Raw genomic sequence first — 23854 nt, 5'->3', positions numbered from 1 at the left:
TCGAAAAGGAACTTAACTAACCGTTCACTTCGTTCAAAATCGATCAACATCATGCATTAAAGTTTCAGGCTGTCGCGTACCGAGCCGACTTCCTCTTTGCTGGCCTCGTAGGCTTGCGCTTGACCGGCGTATGAAAAAACATAGGCTTTATCGGTATCAACTGCGCCTACCAATGTTTGCGACAACACGTGTCGCCCATTCTCAGTAATCACGCAAGTCGTTTCCAGTGCCTCAAGACGGCTCAGTGTGGTCGGGTGCATCTTGGTGCACACGCTTTGATAACCGCTACCGGCAAAATCTTTCTGGATGGATTTACGCATTTCCAGCAATACACCTTGAAGATTAACTTTATGACCGGACTCAATCGGTGTGCCCGTCAACTCCATAACCATCAAGGTATTGCCATTTTCATCATTCTTGATCGCGCGCAGGCGAGACACCGCCTGAGGTTTTACCCGCGCATCGCCGTCAGCCTCAACTTCCTCGACTTGCCAGCCGCTGGGCCAGTGAATTTCTGGGTCGGCCGCCCACACAGACGGGCTACCCAACAACAGACACAAAGCGCCCAACAACGATTTATGGAATTCAATCATTACGAGAAACACCCAAGGTTCAAGCGTCAAAGTTTGAGCCCCGGCACCCGCTGGTAGCAAGTGCTGCATGACCTTTTTCATTTGGCGCAGTGAGGGGCCTTGCGTATCATGGTTCGGCTGCATGGACGCTTGCCGCAAGCCAACGGACCGCGCCTCTCATTTCAAGTCGCGTTTGCCCCATTTTTTCTGGAGGGCCCATGAGCCTGCACGATCTGAACACTTTCCCGGGCGTCACCGCCCAGCCTGACACCGCCACCTCGAACTTCGTCTTCAACCACACCATGCTGCGGGTCAAGGACATCACCAAGTCGCTGGATTTCTACACCCGCGTCCTGGGTTTCTCACTGGTTGAAAAGCGCGACTTCCCGGAAGCCGAATTCAGCCTGTACTTCCTGGCGCTGGTGGACAAGGCCCAGATCCCGGCCGACGCCACTGAGCGCACCCAGTGGATGAAGTCGATCCCTGGCATTCTCGAACTGACCCATAACCACGGCACCGAAAACGATGCCGACTTTGCCTACCACAATGGCAACACCGACCCGCGTGGCTTTGGCCATATTTGCATCTCGGTACCGGACATCGTCGCTGCCTGCGAACGCTTCGAAGCACTGGGCTGTGATTTCCAGAAGCGCCTGACCGACGGCCGCATGAAAAGCCTGGCCTTCATCAAGGACCCGGATGCGTACTGGGTTGAGATTATTCAGCCAGCGCCGATGTAAAGCGTTCAAGCATTAAAAAACCCCATGATCACTCATGGGGTTTTTCATTTCCGGGCCCGGATTTACGCCGGTGCGGAGGTGCGAATCAGGTGATCGAAAGCACTTAGAGAAGCCTTGGCGCCCTCGCCCACCGCGATCACGATCTGCTTATACGGCACGGTCGTTACGTCACCGGCGGCAAATACACCTGGCAGTGAAGTCTCGCCACGCGCATCGACAATGATCTCGCCGCGCGGGGTCAGCTCCACTGTGCCTTTGAGCCAGTCAGTGTTGGGCAGCAAACCGATCTGCACAAAGATGCCTTCCAGGTCGAGGGTCTTGAACTCGCCACTGTCGCGATCTTTGTACGCCAGGCCGGTGACTTTCTGGCCGTCGCCTTTGACTTCACTGGTCAGTGCACTGGTGATCACGTCTACGTTCGGCAGGCTGTAGAGCTTGCGCTGCAACACGGCGTCGGCGCGCAGTTTGCTGTCGAACTCGAGCAAGGTCACGTGGCTGACGATACCGGCCAGGTCGATGGCTGCTTCAACGCCGGAGTTACCGCCGCCGATCACTGCCACGCGCTTGCCTTTGAACAGCGGGCCGTCGCAGTGCGGGCAGAAGCACACGCCCTTGGCTTTGTATTCCTGCTCGCCCGGCACACCCATTTCGCGCCAGCGGGCGCCAGTGGCCAGGATTACGGTCTTGGACTTGAGGGTCGCACCGCTTTCGAAGCGAATTTCGTGCAAGTCGCCAGCGTTTTTCGCAGGGATCAAGCTGCTGGCACGCTGCAGGTTCATGATGTCCACGTCGTATTGACGTACGTGGGCTTCCAGCGCGCTGGCGAGTTTCGGCCCTTCGGTTTCCTGCACGGAGATGAAGTTTTCGATGGACATTGTGTCCAGGACTTGCCCGCCGAAGCGCTCAGCAGCCACACCGGTACGGATGCCTTTACGCGCAGCGTAGATCGCTGCCGAAGAACCGGCTGGGCCACCGCCGACAACCAGTACATCAAAGGCGTCTTTGGCGCTGATTTTCTCGGCGGCTTTTTCGATACCGCTGGTGTCGAGCTTGGCGAGGATTTCTTCCAGGCCCATACGACCCTGGCCGAAGTTCACGCCGTTGAGGTACACGCTAGGCACCGCCATGATCTGGCGCTCATCGACTTCAGCCTGGAACAACGCACCGTCGATGGCGACGTGGCGGATGTTCGGGTTGAGCACTGCCATCAGGTTCAGCGCCTGGACCACGTCCGGGCAGTTCTGGCACGACAGCGAGAAGTACGTCTCGAAGCTGTAGTCGCCGTTGAGGGCGCGGATCTGTTCAATCATATCGACGCTGGCCTTCGACGGGTGGCCACCGACTTGCAGCAGGGCCAGCACCAGCGAAGTGAATTCATGGCCCATGGGGATGCCGGCAAAACGCAGACTGATATCGGCACCCGGGCGGCTGATGGAGAAAGACGGCTTGCGCGCATCATTACCATCGGTTCTCAGGGTAATCAGCGTGGTGAGGCTCACAACATCTTGCAAAAGGGCAAGCATTTCCTGGGATTTCGCACCGTCTTCGAGGGAGGCGACGATCTCGATCGGCTGGGTGACCCGTTCCAGGTATGACTTCAACTGAGCTTTAAGATTGGCGTCCAACATACGGGCGATTTCCTATTAATTCGATTTATTGCAGACAAAAAAACGCCCGAGCGAATCTCGCCCGGGCGTTTTGAGGGCGGATGCAGCTTACTTAGGTGCGGAATCCCGCCCTGGGTACTTCACTTAGATCTTGCCGACCAAGTCCAGGGACGGAGCCAGAGTGGCCTCGCCTTCTTTCCACTTGGCTGGGCACACTTCGCCTGGGTGGGCAGCAACGTACTGAGCGGCCTTGATTTTGCGCAGCAGCTCGGAGGCGTCACGGCCAACACCGCCGTCGTTCAGTTCAACGATCTTGATCTGACCTTCTGGGTTGATCACGAAAGTACCGCGGTCTGCCAGGCCGGCCTCTTCGATCAGTACGTCGAAGTTGCGCGAGATGGTCAGGGTTGGGTCGCCGATCATGGTGTACTGGATTTTGCCGATGGCTGGCGACGTGTTGTGCCAGGCAGCGTGGGCAAAGTGGGTGTCGGTGGAAACACTGTAGATTTCGACGCCCAGTTTCTGGAATTCGGCGTAGTTGTCAGCCAGGTCTTCGAGCTCGGTTGGGCAAACGAAGGTGAAGTCGGCTGGGTAGAAGAATACGACGGACCATTTGCCTTTCAGGTCAGCGTCCGACACGTCTACGAAGTTGCCGTTTTTGTAGGCGGTAGCTTTAAACGGTTTTACTTGGCTGTTGATGATAGGCATCGTTGACTCTCCGTCAGGGGTTAGTAAGTTGATGGGGTGAATCCTACCGACTCTTCCTCGCGATGGCTCATTGGCAAACCTGATGCTGACGATTGGTTTTCTCTATCAGGTAGGGGTATTAATAGAAGAAACCTCAAATCAGCGATTGGGTCGCCAAGGTCATGCCGAGAAAAGGCGTCGCTTCAACATAGCGCATGGCGGATTTCATGTCGCTCCAACCGACGTAACTCATCAATGACTTCAGGTCCCAGCCACTGCGATGGGCCCAGGTGGCAAAGCCTCGTCTCAGTGAGTGACTGGTGTATTGATCAGCTGGAATACCCGCACGCTCAAGCGCTTGGCGAAGCAGCGGGATCACACTGTTGGGATGCAGCCCCTCCTCGCCCAGGTTGCCCCAGCGATCAACTCCACGGAACACCGGGCCGCGTACCAGTGCCGACGCGCTGAGCCATTCGCTGTAAGCCTGCACCGGGCACAGTCGCAATAACGCCGGAGTCTGGTAGGTCTTGCCAAGGTTGTCGCGGTCACTTTTGCTGCGTGGCAGGTATAGGCTGATGCCTGCCCCCTGCACCGCTTGCACGTGCTCAATGCTCAAGCGGCACAGCTCATCGCTGCGAAACCCCCGCCAGAACCCCAACAGGATCAGTGCGGTATCGCGCTTGGCGCGCAGCAATCGGGGCGGGTCCTGGTCTTTGCTCGCCTGCAGTGCCTCTGCCTCCAGCCAGGCAACCACCTGCTCCAGGTGCTGGAGCTGCAGCGGCTCGGCCTGTTTCTCCTGCGCCGGGTGTACGGCGCGAATCCCCTTGAGCACCTTGCGCACTACCGGCGCCTTGGTCGGGTCAGGAAAGCCCTGACTGGTGTGCCACTGCGCCAGCGCAGAAAGCCGCAGCTTCAATGTATTGATCGCCAGCACGCCAGCATGTGCCACCAGGTAGCGCGCCACGCTTTCGCTGGTAGCTGGCAGGAACCCACCCCAACTCACTTCGAAGTGTTCGATGGCCGCACGGTAGCTGCGGCGTGTGTTGTCACGCGTGGCGGCGTTGAGATACCGATCCAGATCGCTCATGAAAGGCCCATTCGTACTGCTAAAAGGTGAATCCGCGCTTAAAACGGCTATGAGGCGGGATAATACGCCAATATCCCATCTGTTAAATCATGAATTTGAACGACTTTTTATTCATGATAGAGTATGTATCTACATACCCTGTACCACAGTACGAAATCGACGGAGACCCCATGGCCCGCGGCGGCATAAACAAAGCAGTAGTTCAAACGGCACGCTTGGCGATCCTGGCCCGTGGCGAAAACCCCAGCATCGACGCTGTACGCATCGAGATGGGCAATACCGGCTCGAAAACCACAATTCATCGCTACCTGAAGGAATTGGACGATAGCGAAAGCCGACTGACCATCACCGAAGCGCCGATCGACGACGAGCTCAGCGAACTGGTTGCACGGCTGGCTCTACGCTTGAAAGAGAAGGCTCAGGAACCTATCGACCTGGCCGTGGCGCAATTCGAACAACACAAGGCTGCCCTGCTCGGCCAGATAGAGACACTGGAAGCCGCTCACGCAGACCTCAGACAGCAATTTGATATCCAGGCCGCAGCGCTGGCAGAAGAAAGTGCCGCCCTGCAAACCGCCAGCACCAGCTTGCAGACCGAGCAAACCCGCAATGCCGGGCTCAGCCAGGCGTGCAGCGACTACGAACTGAGGATTAGCGACAAGGACGAACAGATTCGCTCGCTGGAAGAAAAGCACCTGCACGCTCGGGATGCCCTGGAGCATTACCGCAATGCGATCAAGGAACAACGTGAGCAGGAACAGCGACGCCATGAAGGCCAGTTGCAGCAGGTCCAAGCGGAACTGCGCCAGCTCCAGCAAAGTGCCATGGTGCGCCAGGACGAGATCACACAGCTGCACCGCGACAATGAGCGACTGTTAATTGAGCACCGCGTAACCGCGAAGGAACTGGTCGCCCTGCAGGAGCAAACCCGCAAAGACCAGGCCGTGCAGCAAAAGCTCAGTGAACAGGTGAACCTGATTGAAAGCGAACGCACCTTGCTTCAGGAGCGCCTGCGGGTTGCGGTGCTAGAGAGCCAGTCACGCCAGCAAGCGTTGAGCGAACACCAGCAGAGCAACAAAAGCTTGGAACTGGACCTTATCAAGGCCCAGGCGAGTATTGAGGCACTGCGCCTGGCAGCTGCCGTTGCAGCAGCGCCAGACGCAACCCCGCAAGCCTGATCAGTGCGCCACAGGCGTGCGCATGGTGACGAATTCTTCCGCTGCGGTGGGGTGCACGCCGATAGTTTCATCGAAATGCTGCTTGGTTGCGCCCGCCTTGAGCGCAATCGCCAGGCCCTGCACGATCTCGCCAGCGTCCGGGCCGACCATGTGACAACCCAGCACCTTGTCGGTGTCGGCGTCGACCACCAGCTTCATCAAGGTTTTTTCCTGGCAGTCGGTCAATGTCAGCTTCATGGGGCGGAAGCGGCTCTCGAAGATCTGCACCTTGTGGCCGTTCTTTTTCGCTTCTTCCTCACTTAGGCCCACAGTGCCGATGTTCGGCAGGCTGAACACCGCCGTCGGAATCATCGCGTAGTCCACTGGGCGATACTGCTCAGGCTTGAACAAGCGCCGCGCAACCGCCATGCCTTCGGCCAGGGCAACCGGCGTCAATTGCACACGACCAATGACATCTCCGAGCGCCAGGATCGACGGCTCGGCGGTCTGGTACAGGTCATCCACTTCAACGAAGCCGCGCTCGTCCAATTTGACGCCGGTATTCTCCAGGCCCAGATTGTCCAACATCGGGCGGCGGCCGGTGGCATAGAACACGCAATCGGCGTCCAGCACACGACCGTCTTTCAGCGTGGCCTTGAGGCTGCCATCGGCTTGTTTGTCAATACGCTCGATATCAGCGTTGAATTGCAGATCCAGGCCGCGCTTGGTCAGCTCTTCTTTCAGGTGCGTGCGCACCGCACCATCAAAACCGCGCAGGAACAAGTCGCCGCGATACAGCAGCGAAGTCTGTGCGCCCAAGCCATGGAAAATGCCAGCAAACTCAACGGCAATGTAGCCACCGCCCACCACCAATACACGTTTAGGCAGCTCTTTAAGGAAAAACGCCTCATTGGAGCCAATGGCGTGTTCGTGCCCCGGAACCTGCGGGATTTGCGGCCAGCCACCCGTGGCGATCAGGATGTGCTTGGCGGTAAAGCGCTCACCATTGATCTCCACCTGATGCGGCCCCACCAAGCGTGCGTGACCTTCATGCAGGGTGACGCCGCTGTTGACCAGCAGGTTGCGGTAGATACCATTGAGACGGTTGATTTCGCGGTCCTTGTTGGCGATCAGGGTCGCCCAATCAAAGTTCGCCTCACCCAGCGACCAACCAAAACCGCTGGCCTGCTCGAAGTCTTCGGCGAAATGCGCGCCATACACCAACAGTTTTTTCGGCACACAGCCGACGTTAACGCACGTACCGCCCAGGTAGCGGCTCTCCGCCACGGCCACCTTGGCGCCAAAGCCAGCGGCAAAGCGCGCCGCGCGAACACCGCCGGAACCGGCGCCAATTACATACAGATCAAAATCGTAGGCCATTTTACTCTCCTTGGCAGAACACCAGCATACCGGCTTACATTGGGCTGAAAAACGAGAAAACCACCCGAAGGTGGTTTTTTTAGAACAGTCAGGCAGGCGCGAATCAGTAAGCCTTGCCGGTCTTGTAGAAGTGCTCGTAGCAGAAGTTGGTTGCTTCGATGTAGCCTTCAGCGCCACCGCAGTCAAAACGACGACCCTTGAATTTGTACGCGATCACACAACCGTCTTTAGCCTGCTTCAACAGGGCGTCAGTGATCTGAATCTCGCCACCCTTGCCTGGCTCGGTTTCTTCGATCAGCTTGAAGATGTCCGGGGTCAGAATGTAACGGCCGATGATCGCCAGGTTCGACGGCGCATCTTCCGGCGCTGGTTTTTCGACCATGTCGCGTACGCGGATCAGGCCATCACCAATGTCATCACCGGCAATCACGCCGTACTTGTTGGTCTCTTGAGGATCAACCTCTTGAACCGCAACGATGGTGCAGCGGTACTTTTGGTACAACTTGACCATCTGGGTCAGCACACCGTCGCCTTCCAGGTTGACGCACAGGTCATCCGCCAGTACCACGGCGAACGGTTCATCGCCAATCAGTGGGCGGCCGGTCAGGATGGCGTGGCCGAGGCCTTTCATCTGGGTCTGACGGGTGTAGGAGAACGAGCACTCGTCGAGCAGTTTACGGATACCGACCAGGTATTTTTCCTTGTCAGTGCCCTTGATCTGGTTTTCCAGTTCGTAGCTGATGTCGAAGTGGTCTTCCAACGCGCGCTTACCGCGACCCGTGACGATGGAGATTTCGTTCAAGCCGGCATCCAGTGCCTCTTCGACGCCGTACTGAATCAGTGGCTTGTTCACCACCGGCAGCATCTCCTTGGGCATGGCTTTGGTCGCTGGCAGAAAGCGAGTGCCGTAACCGGCTGCTGGGAACAAGCATTTCTTGATCATATGAGTCCTTACAAAGGGCTGTGCGTACGGAATTCGGCGCAGTCTAATCAGGCCGCAGCCACCTTACAATGGGGTCCTGCTGGCGTTGCGATGTCATGATAGAGAAAAAATGTGCGCGTAAGTTCCATTGATCCTACGAAGGGCGTTACCAACGGCACCACCAACCAAGCCTTGGCCCCTCAGTTTCAACGAACGGTAAAGGTTTTAGCATGCTTTTCGCCGCCCGGCACTGACCGACAACAACTTGCGCGCCCCCAGGCCATTTGGCGCTATCATTGTACGCTTGAACCACACCACGAGATTGATAGATGTCAGAACCAAAAGGCGTAAACGGCTACCTGATCACAAAGCGTTCAGACGGCTGGCACCTGATCAACTTCCACGGCGACAGCGTCGCTGGGGTATTCGCGACCGAAAGCCAGGCTGCAGCGGTAGCTGAGGTATTTGTGGATGAAGCGGGCCACGCATCAAGCAAACGGCCCAAGAGTAAGTAAGCCTTTTTGATGAGTCTATAAAGCCCCGCTAAGCGGGGCTTTTTTGTGGGTGTCCATTTTCCCAACATATCCAGACCAAACTCGAAGTTGGACAACCCGATTAAACGCTATTATTTTCGGGGAATGTCATCCCGCTCTGACAGAACACCACCCGCCTGAACTATTCTCATTAAGCAACTTGTAGCCCTCTTCTGACAGCCCATCTTGATGTTTTGGCAAATCGCCATATTCCTCCTATGTCGCGTGCTCCTGTGCGACTACACAACTAAACGAATCCGGCGACTTACTTCCTCAGGCTCAGCACTGACAATGGCCTCGCTTCAAACGCACTCACGAATTGCAATGCAAGTAGTTGGAAAACATAACGCTTTCAACTGCAACTCCGGCGCTGGCTGGCCGGGTTTTCGGATGTCACGTTTGACGTGAAAAACAAGCCCTGTGCAACGCTGCGACGGGCTCTTTATTGACATTTCGTAGGCCTCTGTAAATGAAAACTAAATTTAAAACTGCGCTGTTAACTCTCGGGCTGTTGGCGGGTTCGATGTCCGTTGCTCAGGCGGCGGATGGAACAGTTACTTTTTTGGGATCGGTCCACTCGGGTGCCTGCTCTATCAAGCCTGAATCCGTCGATCAAACCGTTAACCTGGGCGCCATTGCCAAGCATCAATTGCAAGATGGCGGAAAGTCTGAAGCGCGGCGCGTACAGATCGAACTTGAAGGCTGCGATCTGTCGAACCTGGTCGATAATACAGTGACCACAACCTTCACCGGCGCGCCATCAACCGTCGTTCCGGGTGCGATTGGTACGGTCGGTAGCGCGGGCCTCGTCGGCATCATGATGACCCACGGCGGCAGCCCGATTGTATTAGGCACCCCTACCACGCCGCAAACCATTGTCGCTGGCAATAACACGCTTGAGTTCGGTGCCTTTGTACAAGGCGCCGCCACCGGCGATATCGTCCCGGGTGATTTCAGCGCCGTCACCAACTTCACCTTGGCTTATCAGTAAGTCTTTCCCCCGCCACTTCAGGGTGGCGGGGGAAACTGATGGGAGATCACGGTGAAAACATTCATAAGTCTCGCTATCACCTCTTCAATAACGATGTTGATCAACCCCTATGTTCTTGCACAGACACCTGCGCAAGGCGATGGGATTGTCACGCTGGGTGGAGAGGTCGTTGACTCAGCCTGCGGGCTGGAATTGACCAGTGCCGATCAATCCATCGAGATGGATCCGGAACCCATAGGTCGGCTCTTACGCAACACGGAGGGAGCGCCGCACCCCTTCCAACTGCGTCTGGTCAATTGCTCATTGACTCGTCCCGATCCGTCGCGGCCGGGGGCAACTCTGCCTGACTGGGAGCATCTGCGCGTGACGTTTGACGGGCCCCGCGATCGAGAAGGCCGCTCATTTGCCGCCTTGGGTGATTCGCAAGGGGTGGCCTTTCACATTTGGGATTCGGCTGGCGAGGAGAGTATTCCGGGCGAGCCGATGGCCCCGCATCCGCTGGCCGAAGGTGACATGACCCTGAACTACATACTTCGACTGGTCGGCAATGGGCTGCCGCTGGGAGCCGGTGCTCACCGCGTCGCAGTGCGATTCAAGTTGGAATACTTTTGAACATTGATGGGTTGCTTCCATGTTGAATGCGTCGAAGATCAAAAATACGCTTCGCCCCAGCCTCTTTGGTGGGTTGATATCGCTGGCGGGAACTGCATTGGGTGCCGCAGATATCGAGTTCAATACTGACGTACTTGATCTCAGTGATCGCACCAATATCGACTTGTCACAGTTTGCACGCAGCGGGTTTATTCTGCCGGGCACTTACGTGATGGTGGTGCAGATAAATGGCCAGCCTGTTTCCGAGCAGTCGGTGGCCTTTTACCCCCCCGACAACGACCCCAAAGGCAGCCAAGCCTGTTTATCCAGGGCGCTGGTGGAACAGTTGGGTCTGAAGGCATCCGAAGTTGACGGGCTTACTTGGTGGAAAGGCGGCGAGTGCCTGGATATTCGAGGTTTACCAGGCATGGAAGTCAGTGGTGACCTGGCCACCTCCTCACTGAACATCAGCCTCCCCCAAGCCTACCTTGAGTACAGCGCCATTAACTGGGACCCGCCCTCGCGCTGGGATGAGGGCGTGCCGGGGCTGCTGGTTGACTACAACATGACAGCTCAGTCCAGCCACCAGAAGAACGAGCGGTCTCGCAATAATATCAGTGGTAACGGAACACTGGGGGCCAATGCTGGGGCCTGGCGCCTGAGGGCGGATTGGCAGGGGCGTGTCGACAACGAGAAGGAGGGAGCGGCCGGCAATCGAAAGCTCGAATGGAGCCGTTACTACGCTTACCGCGCGATTCCTGCGCTGAAGGCGCGCTTGGTGGTGGGAGAAAACTACCTGTACTCCGATCTGTTTGACAGCTTCCGCTTTACCGGCGCAGCACTGAACTCGGATGAAAGCCAGCTACCACCTAACTTGCGAGGTTATGCACCCGAGGTCGTCGGGGTGGCCAAGACCAATGCCAGGGTTGTCATCAGCCAGCAAGGCCGTGTGCTGTATGAAGCCCTGGTTGCCGCAGGCCCTTTCCGTATTCAGGACCTTAATGACGCCGTCACCGGCACGCTGGATGTGCGCGTGGAGGAGCAGGACGGTTCGGTACACACCTTCCAGCTCAACACGGCAGGCGTTCCCTACCTGACGCGTCCTGGGCAAGTTCGTTACAAACTGGCGACTGGACGGCCCTCCAACCTGCAGTACAACGGTGATGGCAGGGTGTTCGGGACCGGCGAGTTTTCCTGGGGGATCAGCAACGGCTGGTCGCTATTTGGCGGTGGGATCACCGATAACAACTACCGCGCGGCGTCTATCGGCGCAGGCCGTGACCTGCTCGCGTTGGGCGCCGTGTCGCTGGATGTGACCCAGTCCCAGGCCGAGATCTGGAATGAAACGCTGTCAGGTAGATCCTATCGCCTGCAGTACTCCAAGAACTTTGAAGAGTATGACAGCCAAGTCACCTTCGCCGGCTACCGCTTTTCCGATAAGAACTTCTTGAGCATGAGTGAATACCTGGATGCTCATTATTACGGGATGAATGGCGAACTCGCCGGGCGCGGGGAATACAACGGAAACGGCGACCACCAAGCGCAATGGAAGCCTATCGGCGGCAGCAAGGCGCTTTATACCGCCACGGTGAACAAACAGTTTCGCGATCTGGGGGCCACCGTCTACGCCAGTTACAACAAACAAACGTATTGGACGCGGCCAGCGACCCAGCGCTGGAACGTATCGCTGTCGCGCTACTTCAACGTCGGCAGCGTTAAAAACATGAGCCTGTCCCTGAACCTGTATCGCACCCTCGACTACAACTATAAGGATAATGGAATGGCACTGACCGTCAGCCTGCCATTGGGCCCCACCGGCACACTGTCGGTGGACGCGAATAGGGCCGCCGGCACTAATAGCCTATCGACGCGTTACAGTGATCGCATTGATCAGCGCAACAGTTACCAGCTCAGTGCAAGCGACAACTCCGCCAGTGGTTATCTGAGTCACATCGGTGACCAGGCTGATTTCACGCTCGCTGCCAGCCAGCAGCAAGGCAACCACACCAACCTCAGCATGTCCGCTCGCGGCGGTGGCACGCTCACGCCTTACGGCGCAGCGCTGCATCGCACCAGTAGCACAGGCGGCACTCGCCTGATGGTCGACACCGGTGGTGTACCCGATGTGCCTGTGCGCGGCTACGGCACCCCAACCCGCAGCAATGCTTTCGGCAAAGCGGTGATTTCCGATCTGAGCAGCTATCAGCGCACGGCAGCCAGCGTTGACCTGGAGAGCTTGCCAAGCAACGTTGAAGCGACCCAATCCGTGACCCAACTGACGCTCACCGAAGGGGCGATCGGTTATCGATCTCTGGAAGTGATTGCCGGCGAGAAGGCCATGGCGGTCCTGCGCCTGCCGGACGGCAGTTCGCCGCCCTTCGGCGCGACGGTGAAAAACACCAGGCAGCAAGACACAGGCATTGTGAATGACGGCGGCAGTGTCTACCTCAGCGGCATTCAGGCTGGCGAGCAGATGACCGTCAGTTGGGGCGGAAGCGAGCGATGCGTCCTCACGCTTCCCATCACTTTACCGGCTGATGGCTTGACCAACGCCCTGCAACTGGGCTGCCGGATGGTAGCCACCGATCAACCCTTGTCCGAGCCGGCACAGCTGACCGGCAAGCCCACCGCTACGGAGAACACTTCCTCATGATGCTGAATACACGCCTCACACTCCACACCCTCGCACTGCTGGCGTTGAGCATGAGCCAAAGCGCCAACGCCGCGATTGGCTTGGATCGTACCCGAGTGATTTTCGATGGGGGCAAAGACGCCACCAGCGTGAACATCACGAACAACAACACCCAACTGCCGTATTTGGCACAGGGCTGGATCGAGGATGAAGCCGGTCAGAAAATCACCACGCCCCTGATCGTGCTACCGCCGGTTCAGCGCGTGGAACCCGGGAAGCAGAGCCAGGTAAAAGTTCAGGCATTACCGGCCGCCAAGTCCCTGCCGCAGGATCGAGAGTCAGTCTACTACTTCAACTTGAGGGAGATTCCGCCGCGCAGCGACAAGTCCAACACCCTGCAAATTGCGCTGCAGACGCGGATTAAGTTGTTCTACCGGCCGCAAGCCATTACCCCCAGCCAGCAAGACCTGTCCAACCCGTGGCAGGAAAAGCTGACCCTTACCCGGCAAGGCGAGCGGTATCAGGTGAACAACCCGACGCCCTACTTCGTGACCCTCGTGGATGCGCGCACCACCAAGGACGGCAAAACCGTGCCGGGTTTCGAACCGCTGATGGTCCCGCCCAAAGGCTCGCTGCCCCTGGGACCTACTGCCCAGGCGCTCGGCACCAGCCCTTATTTGGCCTACGTGAATGACTACGGCGGACGTCCGCTGCTGGCCTTCACCTGCAGTGGTGAAACTTGCAAGGTGAACTTGCAAGCATCACCGCTTAACCAGTAACGCCTGCCGCCGGAGCAAGTCATGAAATCGCACTATGTAAAGGTCGTGGGCGGCCTGTTACTGGCCTTTGTGGGGCGCGCGCATGCCGAGGATGTCGAGGGCATGAATGGCGTGCTGAACATATCCGGCTCCATGCATGAAACCCCCTGCAGCCTGGAGATGACATCACTGCATCAGACAGTTGACCTAGGCGACGTGTCGACCAACCAACTGCAACGGCCTGGCGACCAGGCAAAAGCCATCGCATTTCAGTTGCGCTTCAACGAGTGCAACCGCACTGCAGGCAGCATCCGCAATGAACGTACGGGGAACCTGACGTGGAGCGCCTTTCAACCGGTGCTGTCAGTCGCGTTTGTCGCGCCTGCCGATGCCGATGATTCACGCTTGGTCAAAGTGCAAGGCATCACCGGGATGGGCCTGTATTTGACTGATTCCCTTGGGCGCAATGTGCAACTGGGCTCACGGGGCGAACCATTGTTTTTGCCCCTGGGCGGCAGCACAAAGACCTGGAACGTTCAGCCCACGCGTACCTCCGCGCCGTTGACCAGCGGAGCATTCAAGGCCGTGGTGGATTTCAGGCTCAATTATGAGTAAGGGCAAAACAATGGCTAAGTCAAATGGCCCCTGGGCCATCATTTTCGGGAGCGGCCTGCTGTGGGCCGCAAGCCTGGGTGTACAGGCCCAGACCAACCTGACCATCCGCGCGGTCATCATTGCACCGCCGCCGTGCGTAATTAACAGCGGCAGCACACTGGATGTACCGTTTGGCAATGACCTGCTGACCTCACGGATCGACGGGGTCAATTACCGCCGCGATGTGCCCTACACGGTCACCTGTGATTCCCCTTACAGCAACGCATTGACGCTGGAACTCAAAGGTACGGGGGCCGCGTTTGACAGCCGTGTGCTGTCGACGCGCAAGACAGATCTTGGCGTGAAGCTGTTCGTCAATGGCGCAGATTGGCCGCTCAATACAGCTGTGAATTTTACTAACCCGAACTTTCCAGCCGTGCAGGCGGTTCCCGTCAAGCGCGAGGGCAGCAAGCTGACAGGAGGGGCATTTGATGCGACCGCCACCCTTGTGGTCGATTATCAATGAAGAGGAATGATCAATGACATTTTGGAAGCAGCGAGCGTTGCTCGCCTTGTGCTCCATCGGTCTGTGCAGTGGTGCGTCGGCCAACCTGACGTTCAGCGGAACCCTGAACGAGCCTCCGCCCTGCACGATCGACGCCGGCAACACCATTGAAGTCGATTTCGGCGATGTCGGGGTAAAGCGTGTCGATGGTGAGAAATACCGCAGAGCGGTCGGCTACACCATCAGTTGTGGCACCGATACGCTCCCTTGGTTGCTGAAGCTGAGTGTTAACGGCACACCCACAGGTTTTGACGGCGCAGCACTACAAACCAGTGCGTCGGATCTAGGCATTCGGATTTTTCAAAACAGCCTGCCGTTCCTCCTCAATACGCCCATGGACATAACCCTGTCGTCACCGCCGATATTGGAAGTTGTGCCCGTCAAACGGCCAGGTGCAATTCTGGCCCCCGCAAGCTTTACGGCGGTGGCCACGCTGCTGGCCGAATACGAGTAGGAGTTGAGTTCATGCACCATCAACGTGTTTCTAAGGGGTGGCCCTACCCCGTGCTGGCACTGGCACTGACCTTGGGCCTGACCGCCGAGGGGAAAGCAGCGGACAACCTGAAATTCAAGGGCAATCTGGTTGAAGAAGCCTGCACGATTCGCCCCGGCGACGAGGCCATTACCCTGGAACTCTGGGACGTGACCAGCAAGCACCTCTACATCAACACGCGCACACAAGGTAAGGGTTTCAAGGTGCATTTGGAGGAGTGTGACACCACGATTGGCAACACGGTGACGATCACATTGGGTGGTAACGAAAACCTGGCGCTTCCGGGTCTGCTCGCACTGGATGGCGGCAGCGGCGCTTCAGGGATTGGAGTCGGTATCGAGACACTGAGCAACAAACCGTTGCCCTTGAACACCGTCAGCGACAAACAGGTGTTGAGCGATGGCAGCAACAGCATCGAGCTCAAAGCCTATGTGCAGGGCGAGCCCCAAGCCATCCGGGATGAAACCATCGGGCACGGCGCGTATACGGTGACGTCCACTTTCACACTGGACTATCCCTAGCCAACCTCAGGCTTGAACAGCCGTGGGAAAACCTGTTGCTGCGGGTCGATTCTGCGCGAGATGAGCGCGTAATCGGCCTCCAGGCAATAAGAACAATGAGAATCCAAAATGAAACGACTCTATGGCGCCCTGGTGCTGCTTGTGCTGTTGGGTGTTACCCCCACCGCGCGAGCAGCGGATTGCCGCGTGAATGGCGGGCCGTGGCAAACGGTGAATCCTGGCGGGACCATAAGCTTGCAGATCCCGGTGAATGTGCGACTTGGCAGCGACACCACCCGCATTCTCTCACAACGTCTGTCAGCACCAACCGCAGGCTCACCTACTCATGCCCGGATGGCGGGATTAATACGCCGATCACCATCACTTACAAAGGCACGCCGACGTCATTCAACAATCGGTTGCTGACGATGACCCACCCGGACGTGGGCACGGCCCTTGTTCGTGCCGGCTCTGCGGTTCAAGTCAACGGTTCATTCCTGACTCGCATTACCAACAGTGGAGGTGGCGACGATGTGACGTTTTCGCTGGTTCGGCGAGCGGGGTCTCTGCCTGCCGCTGGAGCCATAAGCGGCAGCGGCGTACTCGTGATGGGGGTGCCATGACCTGCGCGCCTCAACACCCTTTATAGAAGGAACAAGAGATCAACATGAAACGACTTTATACAACCTCTGTGCTTCTCATCCTGATAAGTGCAAGTACGGCCGCGCTGGCCGTCGACTGTCGAGTCAATGGCGGGCCTTGGCAGAATGGCAATCCCAACTTGCAGGTTCCCGTTACGGTGACCTTGAGCGCAGACCGCAGCCGGATCTTTCTGGAGGGCGCACGGTTGGAATGTCGATTTACCTACAGTGGAGGCCCCGCCTGGCATGCGGACTTCTGGTCATCCGGGAGCGCAGCAGGCACCGCCTGGACGCCTGGTCCCAAGTTTGCCGGCGAAAGCACCGGTTTGCGCATCAACGGGGGGTTCTACAACACGCCTGTTCCGACGGGTATCGGGATAGTCACCGTCCCCAATAACGGGGTCTTTTACCCGATCAATGTCACACCCTACATTCTGATACGTAACTATCCGGCTAATCCGTTCGATGTTCGAATAGGCGATAACCTTGGCCTGTTGCGTCTCACCAGTTCAAACAACTACGACGGCACCCGTCCGCAGCTCACCGTCACGTATACCGCTGCCAACAACTTCACCGTCTCACCGTCAACATGCACGATCAACAATAACAACCCGATCGAGATCAACTTCGGCGACGTGCATCAGCGGGCGATTGGTACCGATCCGCTCACAACGTCTGTCACCACCAACCGCAGGCTCACCTACTCATGCCCGGATGGCGGGATTAATACGCCGATTACCATCACTTACAAAGGCACGCCGACGTCATTTAACAACCGACTGCTGACGATGACCAACCCAGACGTGGGCACAGCCCTTGTCCGTGCCGGGTCTGCGGTTCAAGTCAACGGCTCATTCCGCACCCAGATCAGCAACAGCACGGGAGGCGATGACGTGACCTTTTCTCTCGTTCGGCGTGCGGGGTCTTTGCCCGCCGCCGGGTCCGTCAGCGGCAGCGGCGTACTGGTAATGGGGGTGCCATGACACGCAAGAGCGGTTAAGTTCGATTGCCGGGGGGGCGTGCAGTCGTAGATCATATTTCTGCGACTGCACGACAGGTGGCAGTTCGCTATACTCTTGCGCCAACGCCCCACGACAGTGTCAGCGCCCTTCCCTTAGACCCTCGACGACGACCCAACACATGAACAAAATTCTGGCACTGACTGCGGTACTGGCACTCGCCGGCTGCACCACCACTTCCGACACATACCTGAAAAACGGCGAACAAGGTCTGACCATTGACTGTTCGGGTGAGGCCAATTCGTGGGCCAGTTGCTACGAAAAAGCCGACGCCTCCTGCGCAGGCACCGGCTACCGTATTGTCGGCACTGACGGCACGCCTTCGCTAAAAGAAAGCGACAAGACCCTGGGCAAGGACGTCGGCAACTTCAAAAGCCGCAGCGTCGTTGTGGTCTGCAAATAAGCCGTAGGCTAAAGGTGAATCTCGGCGAACTTGACCCCCAGGTCGCGCAATAGCTCGATCAGGTCATCCAGGCGCGGGAAGGACTCGACTTCGTCCTGATCATCCACCAGGAAGTAACTACGCCCGCCGCTTTTCTTGAAGAAGACGATCCACTCGCCCAAGTCGGCAGGATTTTGAATGATATGCGTGGCCGATATCTGACCCTCGGCATAGCGGGCTTTGACGTGTTCACGTTTCATGGCGGTTTTCCGAAAAAAGACAAATGCCGCGCGACTTTAAGGCTTGCGCGGCATTTTTTGCATTGAATACCCGACAGTTTAACGGATGCCTTGGCCGATCAACACGCCATCAACGGTTTGCCCGTACAAATTGACACCATCATTGGCGTGAAACTTGACGCGGGTTTTCTCCACTGAGCCTTCCACTAGGCGTGGATCCTGTGGCCGCTCATGGCTGTTGACGTAGGCGGCGACATCCCAGGCTTGCTGGTCGCTCAAGCTCCCGCCCTTGCCCAATGGCATATTGTGCTTGATGAAAGACGCTGCAGTATTGATTCGGTGCATGCCGGCCCCCCAGTTGTAGGAGTCTTTACCCCATAGCGGCGGCATCACGTAGCTGGCACCGACCTTCTGCCCCTGCCCTTCGGCGCCATGGCATACCGCACATTGCCCTTTATAGACCTCGGCGCCCTGGCCCAAGTTGTAACCTTTGGCCGGTTGCACCACATCGGGGTAACCACGCCCCGGCAGCTCTACGCCCAAGGGAGCCTTGCTTGCCAGCCAGTAGGCATACACAGACAACGCGGTAATCTCCGGGCTGTCCGCCGCAGGCGGAGTGCCGCCGTTCATACTGAACTGGAAGCACCCCTGCAAACGCTCGGCGAAGGTGTTGACCTTGTCATTCTTCTTTCGATAAGCGGGATACATCGGGTATGCGCCCCACAGCGGCGCAGAATTAGCCAGCCGACCTTGGTCCAGATGGCAGTTGCTGCAGTTCAGTCCGTTACCGACAAATTGTGGCGCCAGGCGCTTGGTGTCGACGAACAGCGCGTAACCCTGCCTGACTAATTTGCCATAGGCGTTGTCAGGCAATTCGCTTTCTTCAGGCGGTTGGAATTGATGGGCGGCCGCGTGCGCAGCGGACGGTTGCAATTGCGACTGGTCTTCCATGGCGATCGTGGCGGCATGGGTCTGCACGGTCAGCAGTAGGCCCAGCACGGGCGCAAACATGCACGGCTTCATGGCTTGGCCTCCGGGCTCAACGACGCGAAGTAGTGGGCGATGCCCTGCACTTCCTCGGCCGTTAGGGACTTGGCAATATGGCCCATCAAGTCATTGGGGTCATTGTGGCGAGTGCCGTTCTGCCACGCAGCCAGCTGCGCAATCAAATAAGCGGCAGGTTGGCCGGCCAGCGGTGGAAACGCATCGCCGACACCCGCTCCGGCAGGCCCATGGCAGCTGACGCAAGCCGGAATCTGCCGCTCCCAGGCGCCTTGCAATGCGAGCTTCTGCATCACGCTGCCAGGCATTTCGCTGCGGTGCGCCGTGGCGGGAGCCGGGAATGGCATCGCTGCCACAGCCTGGCTGACCGCAGCGATTTCGGCTTCAGTCAACGCCTTGGCCAGTGGCTGCATCACCGGATTGCTGCGCGCTGCACTGCTGAAGTCGACTAATTGTTTACGCACGTACTCTGCCGGCAAACCCGCCAAGCGCGGGAATCCGGCTGCGGCGAGTCCCAGCCCATCGGCGCCATGGCAGGCCACACAAGGCATCGCACCCGGCTGCGAGCCGCCCTGGGTAAAAATTTTTTTTCCATCCAGCGCGTGGGCATTGCCCAACAGCAACAACAGCGCGCCGCCGATAAAAACACGTTCCAGAAACATCATCACCGCTCCATTTTTATAGTTATAAGCTTAGCTCACCCGCACATAAGCCTACAGATAGTAGGGTAATGAACTTCTCGCTTCAACAGCCAAAATCCGCAAAAAAAAGCCCAGCCCTGCATCGGCAGGGCCAGGCTTTTTATCGGATTAAAGTGTGCGCGATGAGCCAGGGGCTCAGCCGGAAATACACGCTTCCGCAGCTTTTTTCACATCGCCCGGGCGGATCGGTACATTAGACATGCTCTCATAGAGCTTGATGCTGCTACCGCTTGAACGTTCTTCAATTTCAAAGATTGCCGACGGGTCAGCCGAGAATTTTTGCGGCACAATCACCTGAACACCGTCCTTATGCGGCTCGATCTGGGGTGGGCGCCGGGTTTCGGCCAGTTTGCGTACCACACACGCGGCATATTCCGGCGGCTTTTTCCCTGAAATGACCACCAGCGTTGGCGGGGTCTGCTTGATATCTGCAACCGAAGCACACCCACCTAACGCCAAGGCCAGAACCAACACACTCCACTTCATACTAAAACCTCCGATAAAGACCGTACGACAGCGTAGAGAGAAAATTTCTCCCGCCAGTGTAGGATTTATCTATAAAAACACTGTGAATAACTGTTTTAAATTGTCGAAGTCGTCGACGACGACCCGATAATAAACTCGCTGGGGCTGATAAACTCCATCTTAACCTACGTATCATTCTGATTTTTCAGAGAAAGCCCTTCTGGAGACCCCCCATGAAATTCATCCACCAGCGCGAGCACCTCAACGAGGGCGACATCGTTGTCATCGAATGCTCGCAAACCTGCAACATTCGCCTGATGAGCGACGCCAACTTTCGCAGCTTCAAGAACGGTGGCCGCCATACCTACCACGGCGGCGCATTCGACCAGTTCCCGGCAAAAATCACCGCACCCAGCACCGGTTTCTGGAACATTACCCTTGATGTGGTAACGCGCCGCGCTATCAGCGTTACGCGTAAACCGGCGTTGTCCCACAAAATTCGCATCGTTCGTCGCACCAGCACCAAGCTGAGCTGATCCAAGCACTCGATAGGAAAAAAGCTGTGACCACCACGACCAAATACGTCATCAAGTACAAGCTCAACGGCGAACGCCGCTTCGAATTCGCGCAGTTGCAGAACAACGACGTTGAAGAGGCCAAGCAAGCGCTGGCGAAAATCCACGGCACGACTGACAACATCACCGACATCAACGTGAGCAAGGCGTTGTAAGCCATGCCAGGCCCTACTGCCGATCTGTTCGCCGATGACGCCCTGCAACAACCGGGCGGGCGCGAACAGATTGGCGAAGAGTCTTACGTGTTAAGGGGCTACGCCCTGCCCTGGATTGAGCGTCTGTTACCTGAGCTGCGACGGGTACTGGCCCAATCACCCTTTCGGCAGATGGTTACGCCCGGCGGTTTTACAATGTCGGCGGCACTGAGCAGTTGCGGCGAACTGGGCTGGACCACCGACAGCAGCGGCTATCGTTACAACCCGCTTGACCCACGCAGCCAGCAACCCTGGCCAACCATGCCCGACACCTTGCGCGAACTGGCCGTGCTCGCTGCACAAGAAGCCGGTTTCAGCGATTTTGCCCCGGATGCTTGCCTGATCAACCGCTACGTGCCCGGCGCCAAGATGTCCTTGCACCAGGACAAGAACGAACGCTGCTACAGCGCTCCGGTTGTTTCAGTGTCCCTTGGCCTACCGGCCATTTTCCTGTTCGGCGGCCATGAGCGCAGTAACCGCCCGCAGAAAATCTCGTTGTTTCATGGCGATGTGGTGGTCTGGGGCGGCGTCGATCGTTTACGTTTTCATGGGGTAATGCCGATCAAGGAAGGCGTGCATTCGATCATGGGCTCGCAGCGCATTAACCTGACATTTCGCACCGCCGGCTAATTTGACCGCAAGCTTCAGGGTGCCCATCGTGATCGGCACGGTTAATCTGCCCATGACCCGTCAAGAGTGCAGGCCATGAATAACGAACAAGACCCCCGCTGGGCGGCCATCGTCGCCCGTGACGCCAAGGCCGACGCGCTGTTTGTCTACGGCGTAAAAACCACCGGGGTGTATTGCCGCCCCAGCAGTGCCTCGCGTTTGCCACGCCCGGAAAATATCGAATTTTTCGACACACCGACGCAAGCCGAAGCGGCCGGTTACCGGCCCAGCAAGCGCGCCTGCGGTGATCAGACTCAATTGGCTACGCACCATGCGCAATTGGTGGCTGATGCCTGCCGGCAAATACAACAGTCCGAAACGCCCCCCGGCCTGGAAGCGCTCGCTCGCGTCGCCGGGTTGAGTTCGTTCCACTTCCACCGTGTATTCAAAGCCATCACCGGCTTGACCCCAAAGGGTTACGCCAGCGCCCTGCGCTCGCACAAAGTACGCGAGCGCCTGAAGGAACAGCATTCGGTTACCGATGCGCTGTATGACGCGGGCTTCAACTCAAACAGCCGCTTCTATGAGTCTGCCGACCAGTTACTCGGCATGACGCCCAGTGATTACAAAGCTGGCGGCACCAATAGCGAAATTCGCTTTGCCGTGGGCGAATGCTCACTGGGGGCAATCCTGGTTGCCCAGAGTCAACGCGGCGTTTGTGCGATTCTGCTGGGCGATGACCCGGATAAACTGCTGCGTGACCTGCAGGATCAATTCCCCAAGGCTGAGCTGGTCGGGGCGGATAGGGACTATGAGCAACTGATCGCCCAGGTTGTAGGTTTTGTCGAGGCCCCGGCACTGGGCCTGGATTTGCCCCTGGACTTGCGCGGCACCGCCTTTCAGGAACGGGTATGGCAGGCACTGCGCGAAATCCCGGTGGGCAGCACCGCCAGCTACGCGCAGATTGCCCAACGCATCGGCGCGCCGAAGTCCTTTCGCGCCGTGGCCCAGGCCTGCGGCGCCAACCACTTGGCGGTGGCGATTCCCTGCCACCGCGTGGTGCGCAGCAACGGCGAACTCTCGGGCTACCGCTGGGGCGTCGAGCGCAAGCGCCAGCTGCTGGAGCGCGAGCGTCAGTAACAGCTAGCAGATACCGATATAGATCAGCGCCACGTCGTGCGCCTGGTACAACTCAAAATCAGTCACAAATGCACGCGACTCAACACCCGGCTGCTCGAAATACGCCCAGACCTGCTGCCAGGTACTGATAATTGCATCCGGCATCGGCCCGCGCGCCTCAAACACCAGATACCGCCCCGGCTCGATCACCAAGCTTTCATAGCCTGCAGCCGGTGCCTGCGTCGCGACTCCCGCAGTGACATCAAACAGCCCCTGCGCATCAGACTCATAGCCGCTGTACACCCCGTACATCGCTGATTCCGCCTGCTTGCCGGGGATTTTCTGGTAAAGCTCTTCAGCGAAAAACCGTTGCCACATCGGGCCGATTTTCGCGCGCGAAGGCACGGTTTCATCCGCATTTCGCGTGCGCACTTTCAGCCCCGAAATGCGAACGGCCGCCACCTGCTGTTCCTTGATCGTTTGCACCGCCCTCTCCTTTTAACGTTCCAGTTTGCGTTTACGAAACTCTGCAACCTTATGCCGGTTGCCACACAGCGCCATGCTGCACCAGCGGCGCTTGTGGGCCTTAGTCCGATCATAAAACCACAGGATGCATTCCGGATGCTCACAGCGGCGAATCAAGTTGAAATCGCCAGCCACCAATAAATTAGCCGCGGCTTCGGCAATCGGCGACAAAAATTGCTCCGCGGTCTGTTGCTTGCGCTGGCGCTCCAACTGAGGCGCCCCAGACGCCGGCCAGACTAACTGCGGGTGGCTCACTGCTTTGCGCAGAAAACTATTAAGCGCCGCAGGGTTGGCGGCCTGGCCGTTCTTGCGCGCAGCAACGAGCGCGCGGATGACCTCGCGCAATTCGCGCGCAGCCTTGAGCAACGCGCCCTCCTCAAACCCGGGGACTCGCCCCTCCTGGACCCATTCCAGGCGCACCAGCCAACGCGCGACGTCGGCATCGACTTGCCAGAAATCCCACGGCACGCCGTCGATATTCGCCAGGGTGTTGAGCATGTCCAGCACCGGATCATCGGCCAACACATAGGGTTCTGAAGGTGTCACTGCGGGTGTCGGGGTAGCCATGATTTTT

At 57.7% G+C, this 23854-nt stretch carries 29 protein-coding genes and 1 pseudogene; 18 read left to right on the top strand and 12 right to left on the bottom strand.

The features are described from left to right. Positions 1 to 56: 56 nt before the first annotated feature. Positions 57 to 593, bottom strand: coding sequence for a DUF4946 domain-containing protein (locus FW764_RS00515; protein ID WP_446432622.1), 537 nt, complete (start codon positions 591 to 593; stop codon positions 57 to 59). A 197-nt stretch (positions 594 to 790) separates the two neighbouring features. Between FW764_RS00515 and gloA the strand changes: the two genes are divergently transcribed. Next, a complete protein-coding gene (gene gloA / locus FW764_RS00510; protein ID WP_446432242.1) occupies positions 791 to 1312 on the top strand; it encodes a lactoylglutathione lyase in 522 nt (173 codons plus the stop codon). Positions 1313 to 1374: 62 nt separating this feature from the next. Here gloA and ahpF read toward each other — a convergent pair whose 3' ends face one another. The 3 genes from ahpF to FW764_RS00495 all read right to left on the bottom strand — a co-directional run bounded on the left by ahpF (position 1375) and on the right by FW764_RS00495 (position 4693). After that, complete coding sequence (ahpF, locus tag FW764_RS00505; RefSeq protein WP_446432241.1) at positions 1375 to 2940, bottom strand: alkyl hydroperoxide reductase subunit F; 1566 nt, start codon at positions 2938 to 2940, stop codon at positions 1375 to 1377. Positions 2941 to 3063: 123 nt separating this feature from the next. Beyond that, a complete protein-coding gene (gene ahpC, locus FW764_RS00500; protein WP_010210361.1) occupies positions 3064 to 3627 on the bottom strand; it encodes an alkyl hydroperoxide reductase subunit C in 564 nt (187 codons plus the stop codon). Positions 3628 to 3760: 133 nt separating this feature from the next. Beyond that, positions 3761 to 4693: a site-specific integrase gene (locus tag FW764_RS00495; RefSeq protein ID WP_446432240.1), complete on the bottom strand. Its 933-nt coding sequence runs from the start codon at positions 4691 to 4693 to the stop codon at positions 3761 to 3763. 170 nt (positions 4694 to 4863) lie between these two features. Here FW764_RS00495 and FW764_RS00490 point away from each other — a divergent pair, with 170 nt between their 5' ends. Continuing rightward, complete coding sequence (locus FW764_RS00490; protein ID WP_446432239.1) at positions 4864 to 5871, top strand: DNA-binding protein; 1008 nt, start codon at positions 4864 to 4866, stop codon at positions 5869 to 5871. Here FW764_RS00490 and gorA read toward each other — a convergent pair whose 3' ends face one another. Further along, the gene (gene gorA / locus FW764_RS00485) at positions 5872 to 7230 is read right to left on the bottom strand and encodes a glutathione-disulfide reductase (protein WP_446432238.1); all 1359 of its coding nucleotides are present in this window, start codon (positions 7228 to 7230) and stop codon (positions 5872 to 5874) included. 103 nt (positions 7231 to 7333) lie between these two features. Further along, positions 7334 to 8173: a UTP--glucose-1-phosphate uridylyltransferase GalU gene (galU, locus tag FW764_RS00480; protein WP_003212579.1), complete on the bottom strand. Its 840-nt coding sequence runs from the start codon at positions 8171 to 8173 to the stop codon at positions 7334 to 7336. A gap of 308 nt (positions 8174 to 8481) precedes the next feature. Between galU and FW764_RS00475 the strand changes: the two genes are divergently transcribed. The 12 genes and pseudogenes from FW764_RS00475 to FW764_RS00420 all read left to right on the top strand — a co-directional run bounded on the left by FW764_RS00475 (position 8482) and on the right by FW764_RS00420 (position 17872). Then, complete coding sequence (locus FW764_RS00475) at positions 8482 to 8667, top strand: hypothetical protein (protein WP_446432237.1); 186 nt, start codon at positions 8482 to 8484, stop codon at positions 8665 to 8667. A gap of 487 nt (positions 8668 to 9154) precedes the next feature. Then, complete coding sequence (locus tag FW764_RS00470; protein ID WP_446432236.1) at positions 9155 to 9676, top strand: fimbrial protein; 522 nt, start codon at positions 9155 to 9157, stop codon at positions 9674 to 9676. A 51-nt stretch (positions 9677 to 9727) separates the two neighbouring features. Continuing rightward, entirely contained in the window at positions 9728 to 10288 is a 561-nt protein-coding gene (locus FW764_RS00465; protein WP_446432235.1) for a fimbrial protein, read from the top strand. Between the two features lie 19 nt (positions 10289 to 10307). Next, positions 10308 to 12920, top strand: coding sequence for an outer membrane usher protein (locus FW764_RS00460; protein ID WP_446432234.1), 2613 nt, complete (start codon positions 10308 to 10310; stop codon positions 12918 to 12920). After that, a complete protein-coding gene (locus tag FW764_RS00455) occupies positions 12917 to 13678 on the top strand; it encodes a fimbria/pilus periplasmic chaperone (RefSeq protein WP_446432233.1) in 762 nt (253 codons plus the stop codon). Before FW764_RS00460 ends, FW764_RS00455 begins: the two co-directional genes overlap by 4 nt. A gap of 21 nt (positions 13679 to 13699) precedes the next feature. Further along, positions 13700 to 14272, top strand: a complete 573-nt coding sequence (locus FW764_RS00450) for a fimbrial protein (RefSeq protein WP_446432232.1) — start codon at positions 13700 to 13702, stop codon at positions 14270 to 14272. 10 nt (positions 14273 to 14282) lie between these two features. Further along, entirely contained in the window at positions 14283 to 14777 is a 495-nt protein-coding gene (locus tag FW764_RS00445; protein WP_446432621.1) for a fimbrial protein, read from the top strand. 13 nt (positions 14778 to 14790) lie between these two features. Further along, positions 14791 to 15270: a fimbrial protein gene (locus FW764_RS00440; RefSeq protein WP_446432231.1), complete on the top strand. Its 480-nt coding sequence runs from the start codon at positions 14791 to 14793 to the stop codon at positions 15268 to 15270. An 11-nt stretch (positions 15271 to 15281) separates the two neighbouring features. Beyond that, the gene (locus FW764_RS00435) at positions 15282 to 15830 is read left to right on the top strand and encodes a fimbrial protein (protein WP_446432230.1); all 549 of its coding nucleotides are present in this window, start codon (positions 15282 to 15284) and stop codon (positions 15828 to 15830) included. Between the two features lie 299 nt (positions 15831 to 16129). After that, positions 16130 to 16432, top strand: a pseudogene (locus tag FW764_RS00430) (fimbrial protein); the annotation flags it as partial. Positions 16433 to 16476: 44 nt separating this feature from the next. Continuing rightward, positions 16477 to 17433 carry a fimbrial protein gene (locus FW764_RS00425; RefSeq protein ID WP_446432229.1) on the top strand — a complete coding sequence of 319 codons (957 nt, stop codon included), beginning with the start codon at positions 16477 to 16479 and terminating at the stop codon, positions 17431 to 17433. A 157-nt stretch (positions 17434 to 17590) separates the two neighbouring features. Next, positions 17591 to 17872: a hypothetical protein gene (locus tag FW764_RS00420; RefSeq protein ID WP_446432228.1), complete on the top strand. Its 282-nt coding sequence runs from the start codon at positions 17591 to 17593 to the stop codon at positions 17870 to 17872. Between the two features lie 8 nt (positions 17873 to 17880). On the opposite strand, the gene FW764_RS00415 is transcribed toward FW764_RS00420, so the two are convergent. The 4 genes from FW764_RS00415 to FW764_RS00400 all read right to left on the bottom strand — a co-directional run bounded on the left by FW764_RS00415 (position 17881) and on the right by FW764_RS00400 (position 20279). Continuing rightward, on the bottom strand, positions 17881 to 18111 hold the full coding sequence (locus tag FW764_RS00415; RefSeq protein ID WP_446432227.1) for a hypothetical protein: 231 nt from the start codon (positions 18109 to 18111) through the stop codon (positions 17881 to 17883). 78 nt (positions 18112 to 18189) lie between these two features. After that, positions 18190 to 19041 carry a c-type cytochrome gene (locus FW764_RS00410; protein ID WP_446432620.1) on the bottom strand — a complete coding sequence of 284 codons (852 nt, stop codon included), beginning with the start codon at positions 19039 to 19041 and terminating at the stop codon, positions 18190 to 18192. Positions 19042 to 19109: 68 nt separating this feature from the next. After that, positions 19110 to 19757 carry a c-type cytochrome gene (locus FW764_RS00405; RefSeq protein WP_446432226.1) on the bottom strand — a complete coding sequence of 216 codons (648 nt, stop codon included), beginning with the start codon at positions 19755 to 19757 and terminating at the stop codon, positions 19110 to 19112. A 171-nt stretch (positions 19758 to 19928) separates the two neighbouring features. Next, a complete protein-coding gene (locus FW764_RS00400; RefSeq protein WP_446432225.1) occupies positions 19929 to 20279 on the bottom strand; it encodes a hypothetical protein in 351 nt (116 codons plus the stop codon). Between the two features lie 212 nt (positions 20280 to 20491). On the opposite strand from FW764_RS00400, the gene FW764_RS00395 reads away from it, so the two are divergent. The 4 genes from FW764_RS00395 to ada all read left to right on the top strand — a co-directional run bounded on the left by FW764_RS00395 (position 20492) and on the right by ada (position 22776). Beyond that, the gene (locus FW764_RS00395) at positions 20492 to 20794 is read left to right on the top strand and encodes a DUF1883 domain-containing protein (protein ID WP_034119651.1); all 303 of its coding nucleotides are present in this window, start codon (positions 20492 to 20494) and stop codon (positions 20792 to 20794) included. A gap of 26 nt (positions 20795 to 20820) precedes the next feature. After that, positions 20821 to 20988, top strand: coding sequence for a hypothetical protein (locus tag FW764_RS00390; RefSeq protein ID WP_446432224.1), 168 nt, complete (start codon positions 20821 to 20823; stop codon positions 20986 to 20988). Positions 20989 to 20991: 3 nt separating this feature from the next. Beyond that, a complete protein-coding gene (gene alkB, locus FW764_RS00385; RefSeq protein WP_446432223.1) occupies positions 20992 to 21657 on the top strand; it encodes a DNA oxidative demethylase AlkB in 666 nt (221 codons plus the stop codon). A gap of 75 nt (positions 21658 to 21732) precedes the next feature. After that, positions 21733 to 22776, top strand: a complete 1044-nt coding sequence (gene ada, locus FW764_RS00380; RefSeq protein WP_446432222.1) for a bifunctional DNA-binding transcriptional regulator/O6-methylguanine-DNA methyltransferase Ada — start codon at positions 21733 to 21735, stop codon at positions 22774 to 22776. Positions 22777 to 22779: 3 nt separating this feature from the next. On the opposite strand, the gene FW764_RS00375 is transcribed toward ada, so the two are convergent. Further along, positions 22780 to 23241, bottom strand: coding sequence for a GyrI-like domain-containing protein (locus FW764_RS00375; RefSeq protein ID WP_446432221.1), 462 nt, complete (start codon positions 23239 to 23241; stop codon positions 22780 to 22782). Positions 23242 to 23253: 12 nt separating this feature from the next. Further along, positions 23254 to 23847 (bottom strand): CGNR zinc finger domain-containing protein, encoded by a 594-nt coding sequence (locus FW764_RS00370; RefSeq protein WP_446432220.1) that lies wholly within the window; start codon positions 23845 to 23847, stop codon positions 23254 to 23256. Positions 23848 to 23854 lie beyond the last annotated feature (7 nt).

This window comes from Pseudomonas sp. 1152_12 (genome assembly GCF_052850675.1).
This window is presented reverse-complemented; position numbering and strand designations above follow the sequence as displayed.

Bases quoted from the DNA above. Each gene is read 5' to 3' on its own strand.
- FW764_RS00515 (WP_446432622.1), bottom strand. From the start codon at position 593: ATGATTGAATTCCATAAATCGTTGTTGGGCGCTTTGTGTCTGTTGTTG.
- gloA (WP_446432242.1), top strand. From the start codon at position 791: ATGAGCCTGCACGATCTGAACACTTTCCCGGGCGTCACCGCCCAGCCT.
- ahpF (WP_446432241.1), bottom strand. From the start codon at position 2,940: ATGTTGGACGCCAATCTTAAAGCTCAGTTGAAGTCATACCTGGAACGG.
- ahpC (WP_010210361.1), bottom strand. From the start codon at position 3,627: ATGCCTATCATCAACAGCCAAGTAAAACCGTTTAAAGCTACCGCCTAC.
- FW764_RS00495 (WP_446432240.1), bottom strand. From the start codon at position 4,693: ATGAGCGATCTGGATCGGTATCTCAACGCCGCCACGCGTGACAACACA.
- FW764_RS00490 (WP_446432239.1), top strand. From the start codon at position 4,864: ATGGCCCGCGGCGGCATAAACAAAGCAGTAGTTCAAACGGCACGCTTG.
- gorA (WP_446432238.1), bottom strand. From the start codon at position 7,230: ATGGCCTACGATTTTGATCTGTATGTAATTGGCGCCGGTTCCGGCGGT.
- galU (WP_003212579.1), bottom strand. From the start codon at position 8,173: ATGATCAAGAAATGCTTGTTCCCAGCAGCCGGTTACGGCACTCGCTTT.
- FW764_RS00475 (WP_446432237.1), top strand. From the start codon at position 8,482: ATGTCAGAACCAAAAGGCGTAAACGGCTACCTGATCACAAAGCGTTCA.
- FW764_RS00470 (WP_446432236.1), top strand. From the start codon at position 9,155: ATGAAAACTAAATTTAAAACTGCGCTGTTAACTCTCGGGCTGTTGGCG.
- FW764_RS00460 (WP_446432234.1), top strand. From the start codon at position 10,308: ATGTTGAATGCGTCGAAGATCAAAAATACGCTTCGCCCCAGCCTCTTT.
- FW764_RS00455 (WP_446432233.1), top strand. From the start codon at position 12,917: ATGATGCTGAATACACGCCTCACACTCCACACCCTCGCACTGCTGGCG.
- FW764_RS00450 (WP_446432232.1), top strand. From the start codon at position 13,700: ATGAAATCGCACTATGTAAAGGTCGTGGGCGGCCTGTTACTGGCCTTT.
- FW764_RS00445 (WP_446432621.1), top strand. From the start codon at position 14,283: ATGGCTAAGTCAAATGGCCCCTGGGCCATCATTTTCGGGAGCGGCCTG.
- FW764_RS00440 (WP_446432231.1), top strand. From the start codon at position 14,791: ATGACATTTTGGAAGCAGCGAGCGTTGCTCGCCTTGTGCTCCATCGGT.
- FW764_RS00435 (WP_446432230.1), top strand. From the start codon at position 15,282: ATGCACCATCAACGTGTTTCTAAGGGGTGGCCCTACCCCGTGCTGGCA.
- FW764_RS00425 (WP_446432229.1), top strand. From the start codon at position 16,477: ATGAAACGACTTTATACAACCTCTGTGCTTCTCATCCTGATAAGTGCA.
- FW764_RS00420 (WP_446432228.1), top strand. From the start codon at position 17,591: ATGAACAAAATTCTGGCACTGACTGCGGTACTGGCACTCGCCGGCTGC.
- FW764_RS00415 (WP_446432227.1), bottom strand. From the start codon at position 18,111: ATGAAACGTGAACACGTCAAAGCCCGCTATGCCGAGGGTCAGATATCG.
- FW764_RS00410 (WP_446432620.1), bottom strand. From the start codon at position 19,041: ATGGAAGACCAGTCGCAATTGCAACCGTCCGCTGCGCACGCGGCCGCC.
- FW764_RS00405 (WP_446432226.1), bottom strand. From the start codon at position 19,757: ATGATGTTTCTGGAACGTGTTTTTATCGGCGGCGCGCTGTTGTTGCTG.
- FW764_RS00400 (WP_446432225.1), bottom strand. From the start codon at position 20,279: ATGAAGTGGAGTGTGTTGGTTCTGGCCTTGGCGTTAGGTGGGTGTGCT.
- FW764_RS00395 (WP_034119651.1), top strand. From the start codon at position 20,492: ATGAAATTCATCCACCAGCGCGAGCACCTCAACGAGGGCGACATCGTT.
- alkB (WP_446432223.1), top strand. From the start codon at position 20,992: ATGCCAGGCCCTACTGCCGATCTGTTCGCCGATGACGCCCTGCAACAA.
- ada (WP_446432222.1), top strand. From the start codon at position 21,733: ATGAATAACGAACAAGACCCCCGCTGGGCGGCCATCGTCGCCCGTGAC.
- FW764_RS00370 (WP_446432220.1), bottom strand. From the start codon at position 23,847: ATGGCTACCCCGACACCCGCAGTGACACCTTCAGAACCCTATGTGTTG.